Source organism: Orientia tsutsugamushi (genome assembly GCF_900327275.1).
Taxonomy (GTDB): Bacteria; Pseudomonadota; Alphaproteobacteria; order Rickettsiales; family Rickettsiaceae; genus Orientia; species Orientia tsutsugamushi.
Window position 1 is genome coordinate 306,101 of sequence record NZ_LS398548.1, and the last position, 22,294, is coordinate 328,394.

General features: G+C 29.6%; 21 protein-coding genes and 5 pseudogenes. 12 read left to right on the plus strand and 14 right to left on the minus strand.

The window, feature by feature from the left end; all coding sequences use genetic code 11:
• Positions 1 to 2: 2 nt before the first annotated feature.
• Entirely contained in the window at positions 3 to 512 is a 510-nt protein-coding gene (locus tag DK405_RS01570) for a DNA polymerase III subunit chi (protein ID WP_052691639.1), read from the minus strand.
• 173 nt (positions 513 to 685) lie between these two features.
• Here DK405_RS01570 and DK405_RS01575 point away from each other — a divergent pair, with 173 nt between their 5' ends.
• The 3 genes from DK405_RS01575 (at position 686) to DK405_RS01585 (ending at position 4,228) form a co-directional block, all read left to right on the plus strand.
• Positions 686 to 1,966, plus strand: a complete 1,281-nt coding sequence (locus DK405_RS01575) for an MFS transporter (RefSeq protein WP_045912244.1) — start codon at positions 686 to 688, stop codon at positions 1,964 to 1,966.
• 200 nt (positions 1,967 to 2,166) lie between these two features.
• Entirely contained in the window at positions 2,167 to 2,889 is a 723-nt protein-coding gene (locus tag DK405_RS01580) for a DUF5394 family protein (protein WP_045912243.1), read from the plus strand.
• 91 nt (positions 2,890 to 2,980) lie between these two features.
• On the plus strand, positions 2,981 to 4,228 hold the full coding sequence (locus DK405_RS01585; protein ID WP_045912242.1) for an ankyrin repeat domain-containing protein: 1,248 nt from the start codon (positions 2,981 to 2,983) through the stop codon (positions 4,226 to 4,228).
• 131 nt (positions 4,229 to 4,359) lie between these two features.
• On the opposite strand, the gene DK405_RS01590 is transcribed toward DK405_RS01585, so the two are convergent.
• The 5 genes from DK405_RS01590 to DK405_RS12685 all read right to left on the minus strand — a co-directional run bounded on the left by DK405_RS01590 (position 4,360) and on the right by DK405_RS12685 (position 9,867).
• The gene (locus DK405_RS01590) at positions 4,360 to 6,570 is read right to left on the minus strand and encodes a polyribonucleotide nucleotidyltransferase (RefSeq protein ID WP_045912241.1); all 2,211 of its coding nucleotides are present in this window, start codon (positions 6,568 to 6,570) and stop codon (positions 4,360 to 4,362) included.
• A gap of 333 nt (positions 6,571 to 6,903) precedes the next feature.
• Complete coding sequence (gene rpsO / locus DK405_RS01595; RefSeq protein WP_012461867.1) at positions 6,904 to 7,173, minus strand: 30S ribosomal protein S15; 270 nt, start codon at positions 7,171 to 7,173, stop codon at positions 6,904 to 6,906.
• Positions 7,174 to 7,196: 23 nt separating this feature from the next.
• Positions 7,197 to 8,105 carry a tRNA pseudouridine(55) synthase TruB gene (gene truB, locus DK405_RS01600; protein WP_045912240.1) on the minus strand — a complete coding sequence of 303 codons (909 nt, stop codon included), beginning with the start codon at positions 8,103 to 8,105 and terminating at the stop codon, positions 7,197 to 7,199.
• Positions 8,106 to 8,985: 880 nt separating this feature from the next.
• Positions 8,986 to 9,426 carry a helix-turn-helix domain-containing protein gene (locus DK405_RS01610; RefSeq protein WP_012461870.1) on the minus strand — a complete coding sequence of 147 codons (441 nt, stop codon included), beginning with the start codon at positions 9,424 to 9,426 and terminating at the stop codon, positions 8,986 to 8,988.
• Between the two features lie 300 nt (positions 9,427 to 9,726).
• Positions 9,727 to 9,867 carry a hypothetical protein gene (locus tag DK405_RS12685; protein ID WP_162562998.1) on the minus strand — a complete coding sequence of 47 codons (141 nt, stop codon included), beginning with the start codon at positions 9,865 to 9,867 and terminating at the stop codon, positions 9,727 to 9,729.
• Between the two features lie 53 nt (positions 9,868 to 9,920).
• Between DK405_RS12685 and DK405_RS01615 the strand changes: the two are divergent.
• Positions 9,921 to 10,016: pseudogene (locus DK405_RS01615) on the plus strand (IS5/IS1182 family transposase); the annotation flags it as partial.
• Positions 10,017 to 10,118: 102 nt separating this feature from the next.
• Here the strand turns inward: DK405_RS01615 and DK405_RS01620 are convergent.
• Positions 10,119 to 10,361, minus strand: a complete 243-nt coding sequence (locus DK405_RS01620; RefSeq protein WP_223844946.1) for a hypothetical protein — start codon at positions 10,359 to 10,361, stop codon at positions 10,119 to 10,121.
• A gap of 76 nt (positions 10,362 to 10,437) precedes the next feature.
• Positions 10,438 to 11,207 (minus strand): annotated as a pseudogene (locus DK405_RS15310) (type IV secretion system DNA-binding domain-containing protein); the annotation flags it as partial.
• On the opposite strand from DK405_RS15310, the gene DK405_RS01640 reads away from it, so the two are divergent.
• The 3 genes and pseudogenes from DK405_RS01640 to DK405_RS01650 form a co-directional block, all read left to right on the plus strand.
• A protein-coding gene (locus tag DK405_RS01640; RefSeq protein WP_109510563.1) for an IS5 family transposase occupies positions 11,197 to 12,008 on the plus strand; the annotation gives its coding sequence in 2 pieces (ribosomal slippage) (positions 11,197 to 11,572 and positions 11,572 to 12,008; 813 coding nt in all). The pseudogene DK405_RS15310 and the gene DK405_RS01640 sit on opposite strands and share 11 nt — an antisense overlap.
• An 87-nt stretch (positions 12,009 to 12,095) precedes the next feature.
• Entirely contained in the window at positions 12,096 to 12,323 is a 228-nt protein-coding gene (locus DK405_RS01645; RefSeq protein ID WP_109510564.1) for a tetratricopeptide repeat protein, read from the plus strand.
• Positions 12,324 to 12,662: 339 nt separating this feature from the next.
• Positions 12,663 to 12,891: pseudogene (locus DK405_RS01650) on the plus strand (conjugal transfer protein TraD); the annotation flags it as partial.
• Between the two features lie 91 nt (positions 12,892 to 12,982).
• Here the strand turns inward: DK405_RS01650 and DK405_RS01655 are convergent.
• The 3 genes and pseudogenes from DK405_RS01655 to DK405_RS01665 all read right to left on the minus strand — a co-directional run.
• Positions 12,983 to 13,885, minus strand: a complete 903-nt coding sequence (locus tag DK405_RS01655) for an Rpn family recombination-promoting nuclease/putative transposase (protein ID WP_064613025.1) — start codon at positions 13,883 to 13,885, stop codon at positions 12,983 to 12,985.
• 118 nt (positions 13,886 to 14,003) lie between these two features.
• Entirely contained in the window at positions 14,004 to 14,582 is a 579-nt protein-coding gene (locus tag DK405_RS01660) for an HD domain-containing protein (protein WP_064613023.1), read from the minus strand.
• Positions 14,583 to 14,815: 233 nt separating this feature from the next.
• A pseudogene (locus DK405_RS01665) lies at positions 14,816 to 15,141 on the minus strand (DnaB-like helicase C-terminal domain-containing protein); the annotation flags it as partial.
• 97 nt (positions 15,142 to 15,238) lie between these two features.
• On the opposite strand from DK405_RS01665, the gene DK405_RS16025 reads away from it, so the two are divergent.
• Positions 15,239 to 15,343 carry a hypothetical protein gene (locus DK405_RS16025; RefSeq protein WP_280638111.1) on the plus strand — a complete coding sequence of 35 codons (105 nt, stop codon included), beginning with the start codon at positions 15,239 to 15,241 and terminating at the stop codon, positions 15,341 to 15,343.
• 530 nt (positions 15,344 to 15,873) lie between these two features.
• A pseudogene (locus DK405_RS16030) lies at positions 15,874 to 16,456 on the plus strand (conjugal transfer protein TraA); the annotation flags it as partial.
• A 106-nt stretch (positions 16,457 to 16,562) separates the two neighbouring features.
• Here DK405_RS16030 and DK405_RS13595 read toward each other — a convergent pair.
• Both DK405_RS13595 and DK405_RS13600 read right to left on the minus strand, forming a co-directional pair.
• The gene (locus tag DK405_RS13595) at positions 16,563 to 16,754 is read right to left on the minus strand and encodes a hypothetical protein (protein WP_064613018.1); all 192 of its coding nucleotides are present in this window, start codon (positions 16,752 to 16,754) and stop codon (positions 16,563 to 16,565) included.
• A 10-nt stretch (positions 16,755 to 16,764) separates the two neighbouring features.
• Positions 16,765 to 16,998, minus strand: a complete 234-nt coding sequence (locus DK405_RS13600) for a DUF4102 domain-containing protein (protein WP_064613016.1) — start codon at positions 16,996 to 16,998, stop codon at positions 16,765 to 16,767.
• 679 nt (positions 16,999 to 17,677) lie between these two features.
• On the opposite strand from DK405_RS13600, the gene DK405_RS01680 reads away from it, so the two are divergent.
• The 3 genes from DK405_RS01680 to DK405_RS14910 all read left to right on the plus strand — a co-directional run bounded on the left by DK405_RS01680 (position 17,678) and on the right by DK405_RS14910 (position 21,468).
• A complete protein-coding gene (locus tag DK405_RS01680) occupies positions 17,678 to 18,910 on the plus strand; it encodes an MFS transporter (protein ID WP_231967580.1) in 1,233 nt (410 codons plus the stop codon).
• Positions 18,911 to 19,042: 132 nt separating this feature from the next.
• On the plus strand, positions 19,043 to 20,329 hold the full coding sequence (locus tag DK405_RS01685; RefSeq protein ID WP_231967581.1) for a sodium:solute symporter family protein: 1,287 nt from the start codon (positions 19,043 to 19,045) through the stop codon (positions 20,327 to 20,329).
• 1,013 nt (positions 20,330 to 21,342) lie between these two features.
• Complete coding sequence (locus DK405_RS14910) at positions 21,343 to 21,468, plus strand: hypothetical protein (RefSeq protein ID WP_269459203.1); 126 nt, start codon at positions 21,343 to 21,345, stop codon at positions 21,466 to 21,468.
• Positions 21,469 to 21,696: 228 nt separating this feature from the next.
• On the opposite strand, the gene DK405_RS01700 is transcribed toward DK405_RS14910, so the two are convergent.
• Entirely contained in the window at positions 21,697 to 22,278 is a 582-nt protein-coding gene (locus tag DK405_RS01700) for a hypothetical protein (RefSeq protein ID WP_064613014.1), read from the minus strand.
• Between the last annotated feature and the right edge of the window lie 16 nt (positions 22,279 to 22,294).

Consider the following 22,294-nt stretch of genomic DNA (forward strand, 5'->3'; position numbering starts at 1 on the left):
TCTTAAATTAATTCATCAGTTAATAGTTGCCATTGAGCTTGCTTATTCTTATTTTGTTGTTTTTGCTTAAAGTAACTTGGCAAATATCCATCTTGTTTAAGCCTATGATAATAATTATTCATGTAATCTATCAATTTGTTGTCATTTTCCTTAAATATTATTAGTGTTCTTTCAAATTGTTGAAAATAACTTATATTGTTATCATAGTTAGCATTACAGCAGTTGTAGCTTAAGATTACTAGTACTAATATTTTAGCTTGATTGGGATTTTCATAATTAGTTGTGATATATATTGGTTGACTACTAGGTTCAGGATCGATACTACAACCATGAGGAATAAACGATGTAGAACTAAAAGACCATAAAGTATTATTTATAGCTTCTTCAGTTTTTTTTTCATCTACTAATGTAATTGTGTTCAAAGAAGTCGAATAACATTTTTCCAATAACTTACAAAGAGTTTGATTAAATAGTTCAGTTAATGTACAGTAAAAATTTATGCTCTTAATCATTTAATTATTTTTTTAGGTTAGTAGAAAATCAATTAATAAATAGTTCAGTTAATGTACAGTAAAAATTTCTCTTAATCATTTAATTATTTTTTTAGGTTAGTAGAAAATCAATTAATAAGTATAGATGATATGCAAAAATATAAAATACTTTATGCAAATACTTTATAATATTGATGTTTCAATCTTATAAAACTTTTTTATTAATCTTGCTTGGTAATGCCCTAGATCATTATAACACAGCTTTATACATATTTCTAGCTCCATACTTAGCGAGTAATTTTCTTGACTTTGAGAGTGAAGTTATTACTCTGATTGTAGTACATAGTTTGTTCTCCTCATGTACCATTATTGCTAAGCCAGTAGGAGTATGGTTTTTTGGCTGGTTAGTTAATATCATTGATTCAAGGAAAGTGTTGTTAATTACTCTAGGTGGAGTAGCTTTTACAACTTTTTCTGTTGCTATTATTCCAAGTTATGAATCTATTGGTATAGCAGCTACAATTTTGTTAATTCTAGCTAAAGTTGCGCAAGGGTTTTTTGCGGCTGGAGAAGTAGGTATATCATCTATACTTATATTTAATACAGTTAAAAGTAAAGAGTTTATTAAAGCTAATAGCTATTACCAGTGCTCAACGATGATAGGTATTATATTGGCTTCTGCTATTGCTACTATAATAAGTAGCAGCACAGCATCATTTGCGAACTGGCGATATGCTTTTGCTTTAGGAATGCTAACTGGAATTATTGGATTATGTCTTAGGTTAGTAATATTTTCAAATAGCAATAGTGTCAATTATACTGCATATCACAAAAATGTTATGACGCATTCTTCAAAATCTAATCAGACCATATCATCTAAATTTTTCTTATTACTAAAAGTTTCGTGCTTGCATGGATTAAGTTATATTACTTACGCTGTTCCATTTGTTATATTAGATAATATTATACCTTTAATTAGTAATATTTCTCGTACAGAAATACTTGCATATAGTAATGTACTTATGTATTTTGATGCTGCTATGATAGTAGCTATAGGACATATAATACGGAGTAATAATTATAAAATATGGATGTTATTAGCCGTAATACTATTTGCTGTAACGATAATACCATGCTTTATTTATCTTCCAAAGTTAACATTACAAGTCATTATTTTAATCAAATGCTGGATAATATTTTGTGGAGTAGTTTTTACATCATTATTAAATGTGTGGTTGGTTCAAAAAGTTGATGGTAACAAATATTTATTTATAGGAATTGGGTATGTTATTGGCTGTGAATTCTGGGGCCGCAGTAGCATCGCAATATGCTTAGCGTTATGGCAATATTTTAATGATCTTATAGCTCCAGCAATTTACATAACAGCAGTATGCATTTGTGCAGTTTTATTTCTTTTAATAGATATCTATCGTCAGAAGACATCTTGTTGTAAACTTGTAAACCTTGAAAATTAAACCTGCATTTAAATTAAAACTGCATTTTATTAGCTATTTTCCATAATATTAATTATATAACTTTTGGTAAATTGCTGTTTTTTTACTACACCTTTTTCTACCTACTTTAATTTAAACCAAATTGTTAGCTTAAAACATGCATATCATAATCATAATATGATATATTATAAGCTCTTAAATCCTTATTCTGAATTTATGCTATGATTGACGATGACGATAACGATGATAAATTAAAAAATAACACTGATGATACTACCGATAAGAATGAGGATGAAGAAGATACTAATAATTTGACCAAAGAATCTATTTTTACTGCTAGTCAAGATACTTCCTCTGATAATTTGGTTAATGAGTTTTACCAAAAATTAAAAAATAATGCAGAATTTGAAGCTGAATTAGAAGCATTAATTAGTAACTTTGAAATTAATCAAGATGTATCAAAGCTGCAAACAAACATTATACTGTTAATTAAAAAATTACTGCTTAGTAATTCTTCAGGCTCTACATCTATAGAATTAACTCAAGAGCTTGAACAGCAAATTACTAAGCAAATTGCTAAAATAAGTAAAGAGTTAATATATAAGCACACAAGAACTTTAGCAGAAGAAAATCAAGAATTAGAGCAAAATAAAGATAACTTAGAATATATTTCTGAACCGTCTAGAGCAGAACTAAAGAAAAATCTAAAAAGATTTGCAATATATGAAGTCTATAAACTGCTTAATCCAAGACGTATTGCAGGAGAAACACGTTTGAGTAATTTTATCCATAATTTAATAATTGGAGGTGCAAAATATGCACTCAAGTATGGTGGAGGCAATAAAAACGATGTTAGTTATTATAATAATAAATTACAAGCAATGAAATTTCATAAAAAATCTGCTGAAAGAGGAGATAAAGATAGAGGAGGAAGAAATAGATAATAAAATAAAATATTGACTTTCCACTTAAAGTTGCGTTATTGTTATTTTAATGTAGAGTAATAAAAACTTATAAAGGAAAGTCTAGTTTACCATGAATCCAGAGGATATTGCATTAGTTCAAGAGGTGGCTGAATTAATACAGAATAGGCAACATTTACAAGCAAGAATATTAGTTAAAACTCGCGGTGGTTTTTCAGACAATGATGCTGCTACTAGTGAATTATACTCAAGAGTTCCAGAAGAGTTAGCATTGGAGTTTGTGTCTTTTTGTGAAAATATGGAAAACTGTAAAAAATCTAGTAGGTATGCAGCATTATTTTTAAATAGCGACTTTCCTATTAATGAAGGTGACTATTGTAGGCGCATAGCAATGGATTTTTATTCGCAAGGTAAACTTAGTAAACAAACAGCAAACTCAGTTTTTGGAGGCATGGTTGTTCATCCTGTAATTGAAACAGTATTAATAATGAACCCACACAATGCATCAACTAGTCTACTAGATACTTTGCTTGATTATACTATTAACACTAATCTAAGATATCAATATAAAGATGACGAATCTAAATTTGAAGCTAAAAAAATGGATCTCTGTAATGACTATCTAAGGATGGTTGGAATTAGTGCAGATAATACAAATGATTATGAATCCAAACAAAGAATTAACTGCATTTTAGAAAACAGTGGTGATCCTAGTAAACTTATAAACTTCGATCCTAATACAGTACACATACTGATGTTTCGTTTGCTAGATCGAAATTGCAAAGAAAGCGCTAAACTATTACTCGATAGTGGATTAGATGTTAGCGCTTTACAAGAAAAATATTCAAGGACAGGATGGCTAACTATTCTAGATGCAGCTATTGATCGTGGTAACTATGATTGTGCTAAGATATTAGTACAACGTGGCGTTGATATAGTAGATGATCACAGTAATAATATGTCTTCTGAAATGAAAGCCTTGTGTAATACGCATCAATTTTTAAAAAATACTGGTTATTTCAAAGAGCATAAATCTATACCAGATCAAATGTTAGATGACTCGCTAAAAATAAGTAGTTTTATTACACAAGATAAGAGTCTTCGCGATAATTGCTGGCCTGCATTAAAAAGCAGTGTTAATAGTGAAACACTTCTCTCTCAAATGGCTTATGAGTTTAGATGCGACAAATCTTTACTTCCATATTTTATAGAGTTAACGCAATTGGAGTTGTCAGAGTTGCAGCTGCAATCAGCTGCAAGTATAGATGCAGATAATAAAGAATGTAGTAGTACTACACATAGAGATAAGTATACTTCTAGAAAAAGCAGCCCATCTACTACAGATCTAGGCTTAAAATAATAATAAGAATCAAGGATCTATTGACTAAAAAGATCAAGGAGTATAAGGAGTATAAAGTATGTCACAACATTTCTTGAAAAAACTGACTAAACTTTTAATATTACTCCCCTTCCCTAACGTGTTGTTTATTATTAATCAAAGTATTTCCTATTAGAAATTACTGCTGCTTCCTTGGGAGCAATTTTAATCTTTTTCTTTACACTGCCTGTTGTTGTAGTAATATCATTATACTGCTCATTTTTATTCTTGCAATGTTCTTTATCTGTTCTCAAAGTTAATTTAACACGATTCTTATGATCAATTCCAATAATTTTGACTTTTACCTTGTCGCCTAATTTTACGTGTGCATTAATATCTTTTATATGCGTATCATTAATTTCGCTAATATGCACGAACCCATCTCGACCAGTCACATATTTTATAAATGCTCCAGATTCAATAACCTTAACTACTTCACCATCAAAGATATCCCCTATTTGTGGAACGAACACAATATTTTCAATATTTTGTACTGCTTTTTTTACATTTTCCCCTACATTTCCCCAAACCTTAACTTCTCCGTTTTCACTAATATCAATTTCAACATCAAAAGTTTTGCAAAGCTCTTTAATAACTTTACCGCCTAATCCAATAACATCACGAATTTTTTCTTTTTGAATTTCTAATGTTTGAACCATTGGTGCGTATGCACTTAGTTCTGATTTAGGGCAACTAATAGTATTATTCATAACATTTAATATATGATTTATACCAATTTTAGCTTGTCGAAAGGTGCTCTCGATCATAGATAAATTAATTCCTTGAACTTTAATATCTAATTGCAAAGCTGTAATACCGTTTTTAGTACTTGCTACTTTAAAATCCATATCTCCTAAATGATCTTCACAACCAGATATATCAGATAAAATCTCAAACTTATTGCCCTCACCTAAAACTAATCCCATAGCAATACCTGCAACATGTGTTTTTATTGGAACTCCAGCTTCCATTAAGCTAAGCGAAGCGCTACATACTGTTGCCATTGAAGAAGATCCATCAGATTGAGTAATTTCTGATACGATTCTAATAGTATATGGAAATACATCTTTGCTAGGAATAACAAGTTGAATAGCTTTTTTAGCTAACCAGCCATGGCCTATTTCTCTTCTACTAGCAGCTCTTAGTGGCGAAATTTCGCCAACTGAATAAGGTAAAAAGATATAATCTAGTAAAAAATTCTGCCTTTCACACTTATTTAACTGCTCAACTATTTGTTCATCAGTACTACTACCTAATGTAATTGTTGCTAAGCTTTGAGTATCACCACGAGTAAATAGCGCAGATCCATGCACTGTATTAAATAAACCAGCTTCACAAATAATAGGCCTAATTTCATCTACAGCTCTATTGCCAATTCTGGTTTTGTCTTGTAATACTAAATCTCTAAATATTTTGGATTTCGCATCATCCAAAGCTTTTTCTATATTTAAAATAGCATCATCATCATTAGCTTCACTTGAAAAATAATCAACAACTTTTTGCTGTATTAATTGCAGCTGTTGATTACGTTCATTCTTAGTTTGTAGTAAAAGTGCTGATTTAATATCAGAGCTAAAATGCTTAAGTATTTCATCATTATACCTTAGATGTGGCCTAGCTGTAACTTCAAAAATATCCTTTCTAATGCTTGATTTTATTTCCTCAATAGCGTTAATTACAGGTTTTAGTGATTTATATCCAAACTCTATAGCAGCTAACATTTTTTCTTCATCAATTTCACAAGCTTGAGCCTCTATCATAGTAACTGAATCAAAAGTAGCTGCAACCACTAAATCAAGCTCATTGACTCCTGTATTGTCGTGAATTACAGGATTTAATATAAATTCATCATTAACTATTCCAACTCTAGCAGCTCCAATAGGTTTTATGATTGGAATTCCAGAAATTGCTAATGCTGCAGAACTGCCAATAATTGCTAAAATATCAGGGCTATATCTTGGATCATATGACATCACTGTGCAAATAATCTGAGTATCATTACGAAAGTTAGAATCAAAAAGTGGACGAATAGAACGGTCTATTAATCTTGATACTAATACTTCATATTCAGAAAATTTGCCTTCTTTTTTTATAAAGCCTCCTGGAATTTTACCAGCAGCATAGGCCATTTCTCTGTAATAAACACTTAACGGGAAAAAATCCATATCCTTCTTTGTGTTTTTATCAAAAACTACTGTACATAACACTGATGTATTGCCCATTGATGCCAAAACTGCTCCGTCAGCATTACGCGCTATCTTACCAGTACTTAGAGATAGCATATTACCATGCCAATCAACTTTTTTTAGTATCTCATTAAACATAATTTGTTATCCTTAAAAACCCCTAAAAACTTTTATAAATATTCTAAAATACTTCTCTATTCTAAACTTTATATAGAACTTTATTAATTAATTTTTGTCTCCTATCTAAAACATTATAGAAGCAATGCCTGTTAACCGTTTTATCATTTTGATAGGTTAATCATTACCAAAAAAGGAAGTTGCTTATTTATAAATAATATGCAATATGCAACTTAGTTATTGATTGCTTTATTACTCAAAATTATAGGCTTAGAAAATACAAAAACCTTATATAAACTCTTACTTTCACTTGCTGCTATAAGTTATATAATAAATCAAATAAATTCAACCTTCTTACTTACGAAGCCCTAACCTATTAATAAGTTGAGTATATCTATTCAAATCTTTTTTCTTCAAATAACTTAGTAACTTTCTACGGCTACTAACCAACATTAATAAGCCACGCTTAGAATGAAAATCTTTAAAATTAATTTTACAGTGCTGTGTTAAGTTAATAATCCTTTCAGTTAAAATTGCACACTGAACTTCAACTGAACCAGTGTTTTTTTCTAAATCTGCATATTCGCTAATTAGTGCCTTTTTGCGTTCAACTGTAATTGACATATTAATAAAATCCTTACATCTTCTTATAAAGTTATAAAATTAAATACTTTTGATGATCTAAAATAACCATCCTCAACCTTTCCTATTGCAATTAGCTGATTATTATATTGTAACCATACCAATGAGCAATTATGTAATCTAGGCAACTGTACTAGCTGTCCGAAATAAATTTTCCTTGCCACTACATCATCTATACTTAGTGATGGAATGTTACTTAATACACATTTAGTATCCATAATACCATCCTTAAGGTATGCTATAGTTTTAGCTTCGCTAAAACTATTCAATGCATTTAGATAAAGACTGCCATGCTTATAATTAAAACATCCTACTCGAGTACGGGCTAATTTTACCACAAAACTTAAGCTTTGCAAGCATAAAGCTATATCTTGACTTAAAGTTCTGATATAAGTACCTTTTGAACATTCAGTTGAATATGTTGCTGTAAGGTTTATCGAATCATAAGACTCCAATTTTAGGCTAAAAATTTTTACTTTCCTAGGAGAAAGAATTACTTTATGCCCACTTCTAGCAAGATTATATGCTCTAATACCATTGATTTTTAATGCAGAATAGCTTGGTGGAACCTGAACAATTTCACCAATAAATTTCTTTGTTACTGATAAACATTCATCATAAGTAGGTATATTGCTAGTTACTTGCACTACCTTACCTGATACATCTCCACTATCAGTTTTAGTGCCAAACTTCATGGTAAAATGATATTCTTTTGTTGCTTCCATTAAATATTGAACTAACTTAGTAGCTTCTCCAATTGCTATTGGCAGCACTCCTTCGGCTTCAACATCAAGTGTACCAGCATGCCCTACTTTAGATAAATTGAGCCAGTGTTTAATTTTTGCTACAGCTTGTGCTGAACTTATACCAGCTGGCTTATATAAGTTAATCCATCCATTAATTTTGCTTTTCATTTAAAGTTATTTAATGATTATAAATTATATAATTATCTATGAATATTAGCAACTAAAATAGCATTTCTATTGAAGAAAAAATAAAATTAATTTGAAAGTAAGATTTTAACAAGTTTCTTGCAACATCTTTTTGTGTATCTTCTAGTTTTATATTTTTTCAACGCATCCTTAATACATTGCTTCTATTGGCTCCAGTATATAAGCTTATATACAAAACACCATAAGGAAGTAAATACTCTAAAATATATGTCTATTTTTTCTATTATAGTTTTTTTTATTAAATGCAGTCTTTTATGAAAACTTGCATTATTCATCACAACTACAGAATTATTAGGCAATTTCGGAATTAAATCATGTTCTATCCAACAGTTTAAAATAGCAATATTAATAATATTGCTATCAAAAATTGATACAGTTAGCAGTGATTTATCTGCTAATGCTCTTATTATAATATTAGTTCTTTTTGATGGATGCTAATCATAAACTCAGTAACTATGCATAACTCTATAGGTAGGAGGTGTTATGTGAAAAAGCTTATCAATATATACAAAAGGTAAGTATGATAGCTGGCCTTTGTAACGGTAAAGTTATTGCTCCTTTTTTATTTGTTGGCAATTGCAATAAAAGTATTTTTGAGTCTTTTTTGCGCAAGCTCTATATTGATCAAAGCGTTAACTCCTAAACAATAAGTTTTTATAAAATTATTATTTCGGATATGCACTTGAATCATTGGCATTAAAATATGAAATTATGTTAAGTTCTTCTTTGATAAATTATAGGATGTTTCATACAATATCTTATGCTTTAATAATTCCATTGATATTCTTTTAAATCTCATGTATAGATTTATAATAGAGGTACGTCATAAAACCTAATCAAATTATTCCATAGCTTTAATACTCTTTACTAAGTCAATAATTTTTTTTCTAACATGTGAATTCTTAACTTCATTAAAGGCTTTAATAAGATTTAATACTTCTTTTTCCGTTACAGTATCATCTGATAGAAAATTCTCTTGATCTTCAGCAAATACAGATATTGTATTAACATTATTCTTGCAATCAGTATAACTACTTGCATTTTCAAAGAAATAGCCTATTGGAACCTTTAATAGATTTGCCAAACTGTATAACTTACCGCTAGATATACGATTTGTTGATTTTTCGTATTTCTGAATCTGTTGTATACTTACATCTACTGCTTCAGCTAGCTTTTTTTGGCTAAGCCCAAGTATTACACGACGCATTTTAAGACGCTTACTGACGTATAAATCAATTGAATCAACTTTAGTATTAGAGTTAGGGTTAGGACTAGTAGCCATAATTACTTCACTTTATAGTTCACCTTCGCCATTAATTTATAGATTAGATTCAATAAAAATCAAGCAATAATTTTATTTATAAAGTTATTTATTTACTTAAAAATTATCTCTTATGCACAGTGTAATAAGCCTTGTATTTTAAAATTAGACACAAATCAAGTATTAGATACTGTGTCGATAGTTAAATGAAAGAATTTTATAAATAAGATAGAGGAATGAAAAGAATAGGCGATAAGAATTGGAATTAAGTTTAGAGACAGAATCACTCGCAAAAGAAGAAGCAATTATATAACCAATAAATTAAAGTTCTTCAACAATATCTAAAGGCAATGGAGAATTATCTAAGAAATCATCTTTAAGAGTTTGCTCAATAGATTGAAGTAATGCTTCCTTAATAACTAAAAGTATTTCTTTATTTAAATAAAAGTCAGAATCTTTCATAGTACTAGCAAATAGTTTCTGTACTAGACCTCTTTCGAAACTGGTTAAAGTAGTTCGAAATTATTGCTGACAAATATCGAAATAGACGTAAAAGATTAGGTCTTAGATTTAATTTGATCTCTTGCATTTATAATTTTGAACTACTTTAACCAGTTTCGAAAGAGGTCTACTATATATTTTTCTGCAGGTGTTGTATCTAACAGCGACTCGTTTATAAATAATCAATAAGCAAGCATTTTTTAGTAATAGAATTATATCCCATAGTATAGAAAACTGTATTCTTCAATAGAATATGATACTCTAAGCCAATATAATAAGTCTTTATCTACCATTGCTTGAGATTTTTTAGAATTTGGTTTTATAACTCCTGCATTGATCAAATATCTAGCTTTAGATTCTGCTAAAAATTCTCGTTCTTCATTGCATAATGCTAATGCGATATTAGTATTTAGATTGTCAACTCTAATTAATTTTAAGTTATCAATTAAAGTCATATGTTCAATTCCCAAAATATTATTTACCTTATGTTGAAATACCATACGAAAATTTTTTTTGACTTCATCTGCAGTCAGTGTTTCTAAAAGATTTTACAAATTGTCTATTATCAGAGTAAATGATTGCATGAATTAGTTTTATGATATCTTTATCATCCTGATATAGCTTCAATGCTTCAGACAAGACTAATTCAGCATTTTTAGCAAAAAAGTCATCAAGTTTAGGAGTATAATTACTAAAACTACTCGCTATATCATGAAAATCAGCTGCTTCAAAACAATCATTCCAAGGCAACCACTGCTCACTATTTTTTCCAAAGAATTAAGCAGTTTATCACATTTAGAATCAAAAAATCTATCAGTAAAAGCTCCAGTGGTGTCTACAATTATTGCTCGATCTTTGTGTAATCGAATTTGTGGTAGCAGTTCATTAAGCATATTAGTTTTACCGGTACCTGTTGTTCCAGTAATAAGAATGTGTAATCTTTCACTATTCTTTACTAATGGCAAGCCTCAAAAACAGATTCTCGAGGCCTTTTTGGCCCTTTTTAGCATTTTGGCTAGGCCATTTTTTTTGTATCCTACAAAATCAGCACCTCTAATTTTAGCCTTAATAATCGTTTTTTTACCTTGAGCCGTAAAGAAAACAATTGAGATTATCACACCAATAGCAAAAACAATTAAGCTTTCTAATAGAAAGTCTTGAGCATTGAGGTGTATCCATTTTTTAAACCTTAAACTATAAAACTTAATGCCTATTTGATCGATATCATAAAAATGTTCACCAATCGCTAGCTTAAGCTGCACATATCTTTCAATTGCAAAATAATACAAGCTGCTTAAAGAGTTAAAGGATGAAAAATTTCGTCGATTAACAGGAGTAAGGAAGAGGACATTTTCAAAGATGGTGGATATTTTGAGGAAAGCTGATGGTCTTAAGAAATCAAAAGGTGGACGTAAAAATAAGCTCAATTTGGAGGAACAGTTGCTGATGGTGTTAGAATACCTTAGAGAATACCGTACTTATTTCCATATAGGTCAGAACTATGGAATTAGTGAAAGTTCAGCATATAAAGCTGTAAAATGGGTAGAAGACACCCTAGTTAAACACCAAAACTTTGCTCTTCCAGGTCGTAAAGCTATAATGAAGAGTGATATGAATTATGAAGTAGTCTTGATTGATGCTACTGAGACTCCTATAGAAAGACATAAAAAAAACAAAAATTCTATTATTCAGGAAAGAAGAACTGGCATACACTAAAAACTCAAATAGTGGTAGACAAGAAAACCAACCAAGTAATATGTACAGATTTTTCTAACTATAAAAAACATGACTTTAGATTATTTAAGAAATCCAAAATTCTTATCCATCCTAAGGTAAAAGTGATTACTGATACAGGATATCAAGGCATACAAAAAATTCACAATAATTCTGAATTACCAAAGAAAAAAAGCAAGAAAAATCCTTTAACTAAAAATGATAAAAAGAATAATCATGGGTTAGCAGGAGCAAGAGTTGTGAATGAAAACGTTATTGGTATGCTAAAACGCTTCAAAATTATTGCTGACAAATATCGAAATAGACGTAAAAGATTCTCTCTTAGATTTAATTTGATCTCTGGCATTTATAATTTTGAACTACCTTAACCAGTTTCGAAAGAGGTCTATTAATAAAGGAAACGCTTTGAATGAATTAGGTCGATATCAAGAAGCAATAGAGAATTTAATAAAGGAATTTCTTTATACCAATTAGGGCAATATCAAGAAGCAATAGAGAATTTTGATATAGCTATTAAGCATAAACCAGATCTGGCAGAAGCTTATATGAATAAAGGAGATACTTTGAAGCAATTAGGACAACGTGAAAAGGCAATAAAGAATTTTGAGTTAGCTATTAAGTATAATCCAGGTTTAATAGCACCTTATATTAGAGATATTTTAAAAAAGCTAGAAATGCAATAGAAAAAGTTATAACCTGGCTATCAAATATGATTCTGATAATGTGTACGCATACCAGTTAGCAAATGAACTTACAAAAAAATTAAAAAAAGCAATCTCCGCATCATAACTGATTAATTTTTAGAATCAAGGTACAGAGAATCAGATGTTCATAAGTTAAGAATGTTTTATTATTCTAGATTATAGACTATAGTCATTTACAATGAGGTTTGAGCATAAAAAAAGCGACAATAGTATCATAAGATTTACTAACAGGATATTTTATACGCAAACTTCATTGTAAATGACTATATATCAAAAATCTTAGAGTTCAAAAAATAATGCTACTTTTTTTTGAACCAGCTATCTTTACATCCAAATGTTCAGAATCATTGGACTACAATCGGTAAAGATATTTTTGATAAAGAACAGCAAAATAAAGCTGCTGTGATTTTAAAATTTGCTTCTGAACCAGACGAAAACACTAAGCGCCATATTCGCCTTCATGGCTTAAAATGGAATAGCTTTCGTCAAGAATGGTGCGGCCATGTTAAGGACATTGAGGCCAAAGAATAGGCTTCTCAATGTTTAGTATAGTATAGAACTTGTAGTGTGATATAAAGCATCTAATAGAAGTAGCATACAACACATCAAAAGTAAGATTTCGTGTTGTATATTTCTTATTATTTTACACTATTTTTTAAATTTAATACTTCTTGTATTGATAAATCCGTATATTCAGCAATTGTCTCAACTGATAATTCAGATTTCAATAATTTTATTGCCAAATCTTTTTTTGCTTCAGCTTTACCTTCAGCTTTACCTTCAGCTTTACCTTCAGCTTTAGCGTGTTCGAGTTTATAATCTTCGACTGCTTTATTATCCCATATACGCTTTAACTCTTGTTCATAGGTTATTAGTTCGTCTTCACTCCAATTAAACTGATCTAATGCCTCATACGCTCTTTTTATTATTAAATCTTCACCTATTATTTTATGATATCCATCTAATGTTGTTTCTTTTGCATGTTTAAAAAAATAGCACCACTTCTCTGTTATATCATTTAACTCTTCCACTCTATCTTTTTTAAATTTTGGTAATTCTATAAAGGTAAATGAAAAATCCTTTAGATCATGCTCATATGTCTTTTTATCCAATATTACATGCCTTGATATATAGTCTTCTTTGTTTGGAAACAATTTATAATCTGCTATAGCTATAAATATAACTTCCTTTAGGTCTGAGTATTTTCCTTCCTTTCCTCTATTTGGTTGCCTGCCATATGCTTTTGCTGCATAATACTGTGCTCTTTTTTCAAATCCTTGTGTAGGATCTACTTGCATTTCTATTATATATTGCGCACCGTTTTTATCTTTACACAAAACATCTACTATTGATTCTTTTTTTGACGCTATGTCTGCATCTAATATCGTTCCTAAAAACTCTACTTCTGTTATTTCTCTATTCCCTTCAAACAACAATATATCGTTCAGAAAATGTATTAGTATGTCCTTGTTTTTTTCTGATCCAAATATCTTTTTAAATGCTACATCATTCTTTGGATCTAGAAATCTTGATAAATGCATATATTTTTCATATTTTCTATTCTTTTTAAATTATACAACAAAATAACTTACATGAACATTCTCTTATTGAATTTTAATTTCTGCAATTCACTACATTAACCACCTATTAAACTTTAGCTTATTTGGTAGTATAAAGCTCACAGTATTTATTTAGCTCTATAGCAATTTCTGGTAATTTAAGATATTCAGCAAGAGGTATAAATTCTTGCTGCGTTTCTAGTATGATTTCTTGTCTTCTTTTGGCTGGCTTTATGAATATAGTTTTAATATTATCCAATCTGTCAAATAGTTTGATTAGTAATAGCTCTACTTTATCTTGATTCACTAATGTTTGAATCATTTTCATGGAACTGGTTTTCTTACCACCTCTGTTTCTTGTAAGAGCTAGAACTTGCTCGGCAATGTTATCATTAAATTCGATTGCTATCTTTTCTTTAGTTAGTGTTGTGTCTTCGATGGTATCATGTAGTATTGCTGTAATAATCGTATCCGTTTTAAAGCTGTAGTCTGCAACCATGCGCGCTACTTCTAATGGATGCATATAATAATGTTCTCCTGTATCTCGCTTTTGATTGCTATGATATTTTTTTGCATAAAATATAGCTTTTTCAACTCTGTCAAGATCAATTTTGGTGTTAAATCTTACGTTGGTTCTAAACAGCTTATTTATTAAGCTCTCGCTATAAAAGTCTATCATTTTTCATCTCTAAATAATCTTTAATAAATTATACTATAAATTAAACTTTTTGTATACTTCAATCCCAGATAAAAACTGAAAAAGAAGCAAATTAAATTATAAAAATTTTGATTCAGTTATCACGATGCTAAAACTAACCTTAAGTTGTATATCTCTGGTGTTAATGAGTAAAATTTTGCTGTAATTTTTTTTTGGCTAAGCATTTTTTCATCTTATGCATAATCTAGCGTTTATTAACCTTGCTGAAAGTTTTTAACAATATTGCCAAATTTAGAATACCTATTATCATAGTGTAAGTTTACTGTACCAACTGGCCCATTACGGTGTTTAGCAACAATTATTTCAGCAGTGTTAAAGCATCTATCTTGCTTTTTTGACATTCTATGTGTTCTAGAGTACCTAGATCTGGTTCTGATCTAGATAGGTAATATTCGTCCCGATATATGAGCATTACAATATCGGCTTCCTGTTCAATTGAGCCTGATTCTCGTAGATCTGAGAGAATAGGCTTTTTATCTAACCTTTGTTCTACAACTCTAGATAATTGAGATTCAGCAACTTCCATATTACCCTTAAGTTTACTTACACTGAACTAATTCATTAGAAACAATAATTATCAACTGATACTCGCTGGCGAGGAAAAGCAGTTAGCTTCAATAGAAAGAGGCGTAATGTTTGAGATGCTGAGTAATATTTTTGGTTCACATGTTTTAACAGATGTTCGAAGAAAAGTGAAAACTGGAGCAGAGAAGCAACAATGAAGTTTGCTGAGAGTAATATTTTAAGCGGTATAACCTTACTAAGGCAAAATAACTGCGTTAAGTTTGATAATACGTTGCAGGACTCAATGAGTAAGTTAGTATACAACTGGAGTCTAAGCAAATTTAACCCACATGAAAAATTGGTAATTACAGTACGTAATAAAGATGTCGACATTCTTAATTCAAGTATTAGATCTTTGTTAAAAGCAAATGGTACGCTACAAGGCACAGAATATAGGCGTTCAATAGCTGGAAGGAAAGAGTCCTATATGGCAGGAGATAGAATCGTATTTCAAACAAGCGATAAGGATTTACAAATACAAAATAGTGAATTTGCAACTTTAACTTCTGTTAATAAAAATGAATTTGTAGCTAAGACATACACAGGAAAAGAGGTGAGTTTTGATCCAACTAAAATACAATTTAAACATGGGTATGCAAGTACTGTTTATAAGGCTCAGGAAGCTTCTATAAAAGATGTATACGTTTTACATAATGGAGTAAGTAATATAAGCAGCTTATACGTAGCTATGACAAGGCATATAGAGAACTTGCAGCTATATTGCAATAAGAAAGCTACTGCAAGCATTAACAGCTTAATAAATCAGCTCAGCAGACCAAATGATAAAGAAGAATATTATCATTTTACCGCTAAACCAGAGCAAGAAGCTAAAGTAGAAAAAGTCCAGCAAGAGAATAGCATAAAGCAATATCCCTCCAAAGATATTTCTACTCCATTATTTATGCAAATCAAAGAACAAAGATAGTATGATTATGATGTAACCATTTTGTCTGCAGAAGGAAAAGCGATATCAAGTTTTCATTAGGCTGGCATTGATAGCAGAATGGTATATAGTTCAAATGTAAATAATTTGAAGTACTATCAACCATTTCAAGGAGAAAAGATCCTTATAGCTGCAAATAATGATAAACAGAATAAAGAATATGTAAGCACTATAAAGGAGGCTGCAACAGCATTAAAAAGCAAAGGAGCAATCACTAGCATCGTAATTCCTTATTCCTTCAGAAGGTGAAGATTTTAACGAAATGCTAAAAAATAAAGGAGCAATAGCTGTTAAGGGGCTTATGATACCTGAAATCATGAAAGCTGTTACATAGTATTTCTTTGCTGTTATTTCATCAAAAAGCTTCTGAATATCTTCTTCTGTAATCTCAGATATCTTTTTATGGTATAAAGGTGCTGTATAACTCTTTACTATTACATAGCTTTTCTTCTAACTTTTTCATGATAAATACTACTATATTCAGCATATTTTTCATGCATCTGTCCGAATGTTAGTTTATTCTGTAATTCAAGTTTCTTCTCTCTTTTTTCTTTTCTTTCTCTATTTATCTTGCGTCTTTCCTCCATTGGATGTATTCCGTTAGCAATATCCTTTTTCAACTTCATTACCTTCTTCCTAGCCTTCTTTTACAGTCAGATCTGGTGAAGTCCCTATTTTTATCTTATAATATATGCCACCAATGTTTATTACTAAATAAAATCTTCTAAATCCAGTATATGATATTATCAAAAGTAGGTTCCTTTCTTTTGTATCTCTAAACTGGATTATATTTTCTTCTTTGGTTGGTACTTTTATTTTATTTAATGCTGATTGTGTAAAGTTAAATAATATTACTGATATATTTATCATCCTTCATTAATTTAAAATTGAAGTAATTAAATAATAACTTATTAATTTTTAAAATTAGCTTAAACTTATAGTGTGTAGTATGATTTTTATTTAATAGCAAATACTTTTGTAAAAATAAAAAATATTTTTAAGCGACATTACCAACTGAAGGCTGCTCTAAGCTTATCAACTACAAATTCAAGTTGCTTGATTAAAAATTAGCATTCCAATTAGCTAAATATTATACACATATTTGTGTTACATTCGTGCAATTACCATCAAGATATTATTATCATATTGACAAGTAATATTAACACAGCTACAGTTAAATTCATATATCAACTCAGACGAGAATAAACTAAATAGCAGATTTTATAAGGCGTATAAAGCTCACAATAACTCTTACTCTAGCTTATTTCTTCTAGTTAGTTAATTTTTCTTAAACCATTAATGTATTGTCCTGATAGCTTCATACATAGGGTTACTTCCTCCATTGCATGTACCATTAGACTTCTTGTTGGTAGAACAACATAGTTAATCTATTTTCATAGTCAAACAATCACATGCATAACTTCATATCGCACAACGTAGAATAATATATTATATTAATAGCAGCACTGTGTTTAAGTATGCTGTCTAAAGATTTTAGACATTATCATTTGAGGAACAAATGGGAGTGATAACGAGAACAAATCTGCAATTGCAAATTTGGTTACTAGGGTTTATTAGCGGCTTTACTCTACTAATTAATAGCAATACACTAAACTTTTGGCTAGCGTCAGAAGGTATCAGCAAATCAAATATTGGACTATTTTCGATCATATTTTTACCCTACTCTATAAATTTTCTCTGGGCGCCTTTACTAGACTCAAAAAAGATAATTTGCCTTTCACATGTTTTAGGACATAGAATAAGTTGGTTAGTTATCATTCAGTTGTTGCTTGCTATAAGCATATTTATTATGAGTCATTTATCTCCAGCAACTGAACTATATATGATCAGTATAGTAGCGTTTATAATCTCAGTTTTAAGTTCAACACAAAATGTAGTATTAGGTGCAATTCGATCTTCAATAGTGCAAAGTAATAAACAAGGACTATTTTCCGGAGTATATATCTTTGGTTATAGAGTTGCTATGATAATTTCTGGATCAGGAGCAATGTACTATTCAACAGTTATCAGCTGGAAAAGCATCTATCAGATTTTTTCTTTAATAATTATATTATTTTCTATAATACTAATAGTCTTTGCTAAAGAATTCAACCATACAGATTCAAACAATCTTCAAATCGAAAATACACAATTGCAAATAAATAAATCTCCTATGTCATTAGCTTTTTTTTTTACTGAGCTAACTAAGCACATAGGTTCATTTAGAACAGTACTAGTATTATTAGTATTTTTAATTGTTTGTAGAATACCGGATAACTTTATTTGGACTATGCTAAACTCTTTTTTTTTAGAGATAGGTTTTACGACTAAGGAAATAGCTTTTGCTGGAAAATTTTTAGGAACAATTAGTGCTATTTGTGGTGGACTAATAGCTAGTCGTATTATGCATAAAATAACAATATTAGATGGTCTAATTTATTTTGGATTTTTACATGCTATATCTCATTCTTGTTTCATTATTTTAGATGTTTTTGGCAAAAATTTAAGTATATTGGTAATAGTTAATATATTTGAAAGCTTAACTGGAGGCATGGTAATGTCTAGTTATATTGCTTTAATTAGTTCATTATGCAAAGGTTATTATAGATCAACTCAATATTCTTTTCTAAGTTCTATGATGGGAATATCAAGAATTTTTCCAGTCATAGCTGGGTACATAATTGAAGCTATAGGTTGGCGATGGTTCTTTGTTATCGTAACAATTAATGCTATATTAGCTGTCATACTAGCTAAATTGCTAGCAAAAATTTTAAAAACTTGATTATAAAATAGTTATATGATTACTAAATCTATAGTCATAACTTATTTATTGATAACAATTGGAGTAAGCATTTATTACAGAGCAAAATTCCATTCTTTAGAAGATTTTGGTGCTGCAAAAATTAGCAAAACAATGAATAATAAATTGCTACTTGTTGCTGCCATTTTAACTATTTCAGTTGGAGGAGGAACTATATTTGGCATCGCCGAAAAAACTTTTAGTGACAGTTGCGCATGGGGATATGGTCTAATATTTGCAGTAGTAGCTGATATCTTAATAGCATTGCTAGTTATCCCTCAATTCAGCCATCATCATGGATTTATTAGCATTGGCGATATTACATATAAGCATTATGGTAACTATGGGCGAATTATTACTGGCATTGGAGCAGTTTTATGCGCAATAGGATATCTTGCTGCACAAATTAGTGTTAGCGGAAAGATTTTTGAGTTTATATTTGGAATTAAATGCTCAGAAAGTTTGATATTAAGCTATCTAATAATTATCATTTATACTGCTGTTGAAGGAAGTAAAGCTGTCACTACTACTTACCTGTTAAGGTTTGTAGCTATGGTATTAGCAATTTTTGTAGTTCCTGCTGTAGGAAGTTATAAACTAGGCATTGACAATATAGTAAATCAAATCTTACCAATAAAATATTCTTTATACAATTCAGAATTAGTATGGAGTACTATTAAAATAGCTTTATGTTTTTCTATTATGGGGTTTCAGCCAAGTCTGATTCAAAAAGTATTAGCAAATGGTAGTACAACAGAAATTAAGCATGCAATTATTATCAAATCTTGCTTATATATATTTTTTATAATCTGCATTGCAGTTAATGGCTTGATAACATTTTATGTTGTACCGCCACAGTCAGCTGCTATGCCTTTGCTAATTATGCTTGACAGCTTTTTTTCACCAACAGTCCAAGGAATTTTACTAGTAGGATTATTATCTATCACTATTGCTACAGCTCAAACTAATCTTAGCGTTATATCAATTAGTATGGTTAATGACATAATCAATCCATTAATTCAGCTTAATAAGCCAACTGTATCGTTTTTGCTAACACAAGTTATTACTATAATTAGTGGCAGCATTTCTATATGCGTAGCACTAAATTTTTATAGTGTAATTGATCTTGTAATATTTATGAGTGGTTTCTGGACTGCTCCTTTATTAGTACCAATTATTTTAGGATTATTTGATATAAAAATTAGTACTAAAGCTTTCATATGCAGCAGCTTATTAGGATTATCGCTGTTCATTATATGGGAATATTATAGCTTATCATCAATTTTTGGCGTGTCTGGTGGCTTAATTGGTACTATTGCTAACTTTTTATGCTTTATCTTAGTTAAATTAACCAAAGTTCGATATAAGAAATGGATCTTAGATATAGCTAAACCACTATAAAACAGTTATGTTATATACTTTTCAAAAATAGTATCTAAGTTAAAGTGACATTTCATTCTGCTTGATTTAGCTTGAAAGCATTTTTTTTAGTAGGATTTAAATCAGGAGAATAATGTGCTAAATGCTCTAATATAGCTAAACATAAAACAATTATAATAATAAGATGTTAATCAGTATTAAAACGTTTTAGAATAAGAAAGAATACAGTATTTGTATGGAGTAAAAACATATTGTGTAAAAACATATTGTGTAAAAACATATTGTGTAAAAACATATTGTGTAAAAACATATTGTGTAAAAACATATTGTGTAAAAACATATTGTGTAAAAACATATTGTGTAAAAAAACAGAAACAGAGATCCAACAAAAATCTCTATTGATAAACTAAAAGAAGATGCGACACAATATAGTGATGCATGCCAATATGAAAGAGCTGAACGGCTATGGGTAAGTAAGTTGGGGTATACAAAAAGCATTAAAGAGATTAAATATTACATACAAAAAAAGCTTTAAAACATCTAAATGCAAAAAAAGAATCAAGATTAGAAATTAATGATAAGATAAAAAGATATAAAGATAAAGAAAAAGTCATTGTCTTTACAGATGAGAGCGGTTAGAGAACTAATGTTATAGGAGCATTAGTAGACAAATCTCTACTAACCGTATCAATTTTTGACTGCAATGTTAATACTGCTATTTTTAACTGTTGGATAGAATAGGATTTAATTCAGAAATTACCTAATAATTCTGTAGTTATGATAGATAATGCAAACTTTTATAAACTTCCTCATTTAAAAACTATGATAAAATTAGCTATATAATTTACATATAACATTATCTATAGGTAAAATTGGTCTTCTGAAGCAGATAGTATCAGTATGAAGATTTATATAGGTTTGGCATAAAAATTTTTTTCTACCTATTTTCTACCTTTTGCATAAAAATTTGATGGTAATTTGTAAAAAAATTATTTTCTAAAACACATCTATAGCTGTATTTTTGGAGATGAAAAATGCGACCTGTAGTATTCGACTTCTTAACTAATAGTTGTAATATTATTAAAAAAACAGTAGCAATAATGCAACAATATTTTATAACTTTATTGAAAATATCATTCCACCAGAGTGGAGAAAGTTAACTGGAGATAATGGAAAAGCATTAAGCAAGACATCTAAACAGCTTTTATCATTTATAGTATTTAAACTATATATCTATTACAACAAAGATATAGATGAATTACAGGAAAGTTATCATCTTTATGAGGATAAGCTAAATGTTGATCAAAGAAGAGTTAGGCAATGCTTAGTAGAATTAAGAGATGCAGGTTTTATTGAAGTTGAAAATAGAACAATAATTAAAGACAATGTTAAGTTACGTAATGTCCATTGCATAAAAATTCTGAAAAATTTTCAGCTGATTGTACAGGAGCTTGCTCTGTTTTGTTATCATGTGGTGAATTTAAAATATGATGATTAAGATCAGAACTAAATTCATCACTATCATTATTATATAGACTCTGCTTAGGCTGATTCTCCAATATCTCAAGTTTTTGGTTAAAATTATTAATTTGGGCTGTAATTTCTAAATATCTGCTGTCTATTACACTTTCAAATCTATCTTTTAATGTTTTGACTTCATTAAGTATTTCTTCTGTCCATTTTGCTCTCAAATCTACAGCTTGTTCTATTCCAGAAATCGCTTCTCTTGACTCACGATTTTCAATAAAAATTATAGATTCTTTCGTTTTACCACTTTCAGATAAAAAATATGAAACAACCATTATTGTGATGCTTATAAAAGTTAAGGCAATTACTGGCTTTCTACGAATGATATTTGTTAATTCTGATAACTTGCTATTAGACCTAACACAAGATTCAGCCTTTAGTTTATCATTTAGCTCTAAATCTTCTTCTTTTGTATTATTATTGTCTGAATTGTCCTGTTCCACTATTCCTACGCTTTTT

Excerpts from the sequence above, each read along its gene's own strand:
- DK405_RS01570 (WP_052691639.1), bottom strand. The coding sequence starts at position 512 with ATGATTAAGAGCATAAATTTTTACTGTACATTAACTGAACTATTTAAT.
- DK405_RS01575 (WP_045912244.1), top strand. The coding sequence starts at position 686 with ATGTTTCAATCTTATAAAACTTTTTTATTAATCTTGCTTGGTAATGCC.
- DK405_RS01580 (WP_045912243.1), top strand. The coding sequence starts at position 2,167 with ATGATTGACGATGACGATAACGATGATAAATTAAAAAATAACACTGAT.
- DK405_RS01585 (WP_045912242.1), top strand. The coding sequence starts at position 2,981 with ATGAATCCAGAGGATATTGCATTAGTTCAAGAGGTGGCTGAATTAATA.
- DK405_RS01590 (WP_045912241.1), bottom strand. The coding sequence starts at position 6,570 with ATGTTTAATGAGATACTAAAAAAAGTTGATTGGCATGGTAATATGCTA.
- rpsO (WP_012461867.1), bottom strand. The coding sequence starts at position 7,173 with ATGTCAATTACAGTTGAACGCAAAAAGGCACTAATTAGCGAATATGCA.
- truB (WP_045912240.1), bottom strand. The coding sequence starts at position 8,105 with ATGAAAAGCAAAATTAATGGATGGATTAACTTATATAAGCCAGCTGGT.
- DK405_RS01610 (WP_012461870.1), bottom strand. The coding sequence starts at position 9,426 with ATGGCTACTAGTCCTAACCCTAACTCTAATACTAAAGTTGATTCAATT.
- DK405_RS12685 (WP_162562998.1), bottom strand. The coding sequence starts at position 9,867 with ATGAAAGATTCTGACTTTTATTTAAATAAAGAAATACTTTTAGTTATT.
- DK405_RS01620 (WP_223844946.1), bottom strand. The coding sequence starts at position 10,361 with ATGACTTTAATTGATAACTTAAAATTAATTAGAGTTGACAATCTAAAT.
- DK405_RS01655 (WP_064613025.1), bottom strand. The coding sequence starts at position 13,885 with ATGCATTTATCAAGATTTCTAGATCCAAAGAATGATGTAGCATTTAAA.
- DK405_RS01660 (WP_064613023.1), bottom strand. The coding sequence starts at position 14,582 with ATGATAGACTTTTATAGCGAGAGCTTAATAAATAAGCTGTTTAGAACC.
- DK405_RS13595 (WP_064613018.1), bottom strand. The coding sequence starts at position 16,754 with ATGAAGTTGAAAAAGGATATTGCTAACGGAATACATCCAATGGAGGAA.
- DK405_RS13600 (WP_064613016.1), bottom strand. The coding sequence starts at position 16,998 with ATGATAAATATATCAGTAATATTATTTAACTTTACACAATCAGCATTA.
- DK405_RS01685 (WP_231967581.1), top strand. The coding sequence starts at position 19,043 with ATGAATAATAAATTGCTACTTGTTGCTGCCATTTTAACTATTTCAGTT.
- DK405_RS14910 (WP_269459203.1), top strand. The coding sequence starts at position 21,343 with ATGCGACCTGTAGTATTCGACTTCTTAACTAATAGTTGTAATATTATT.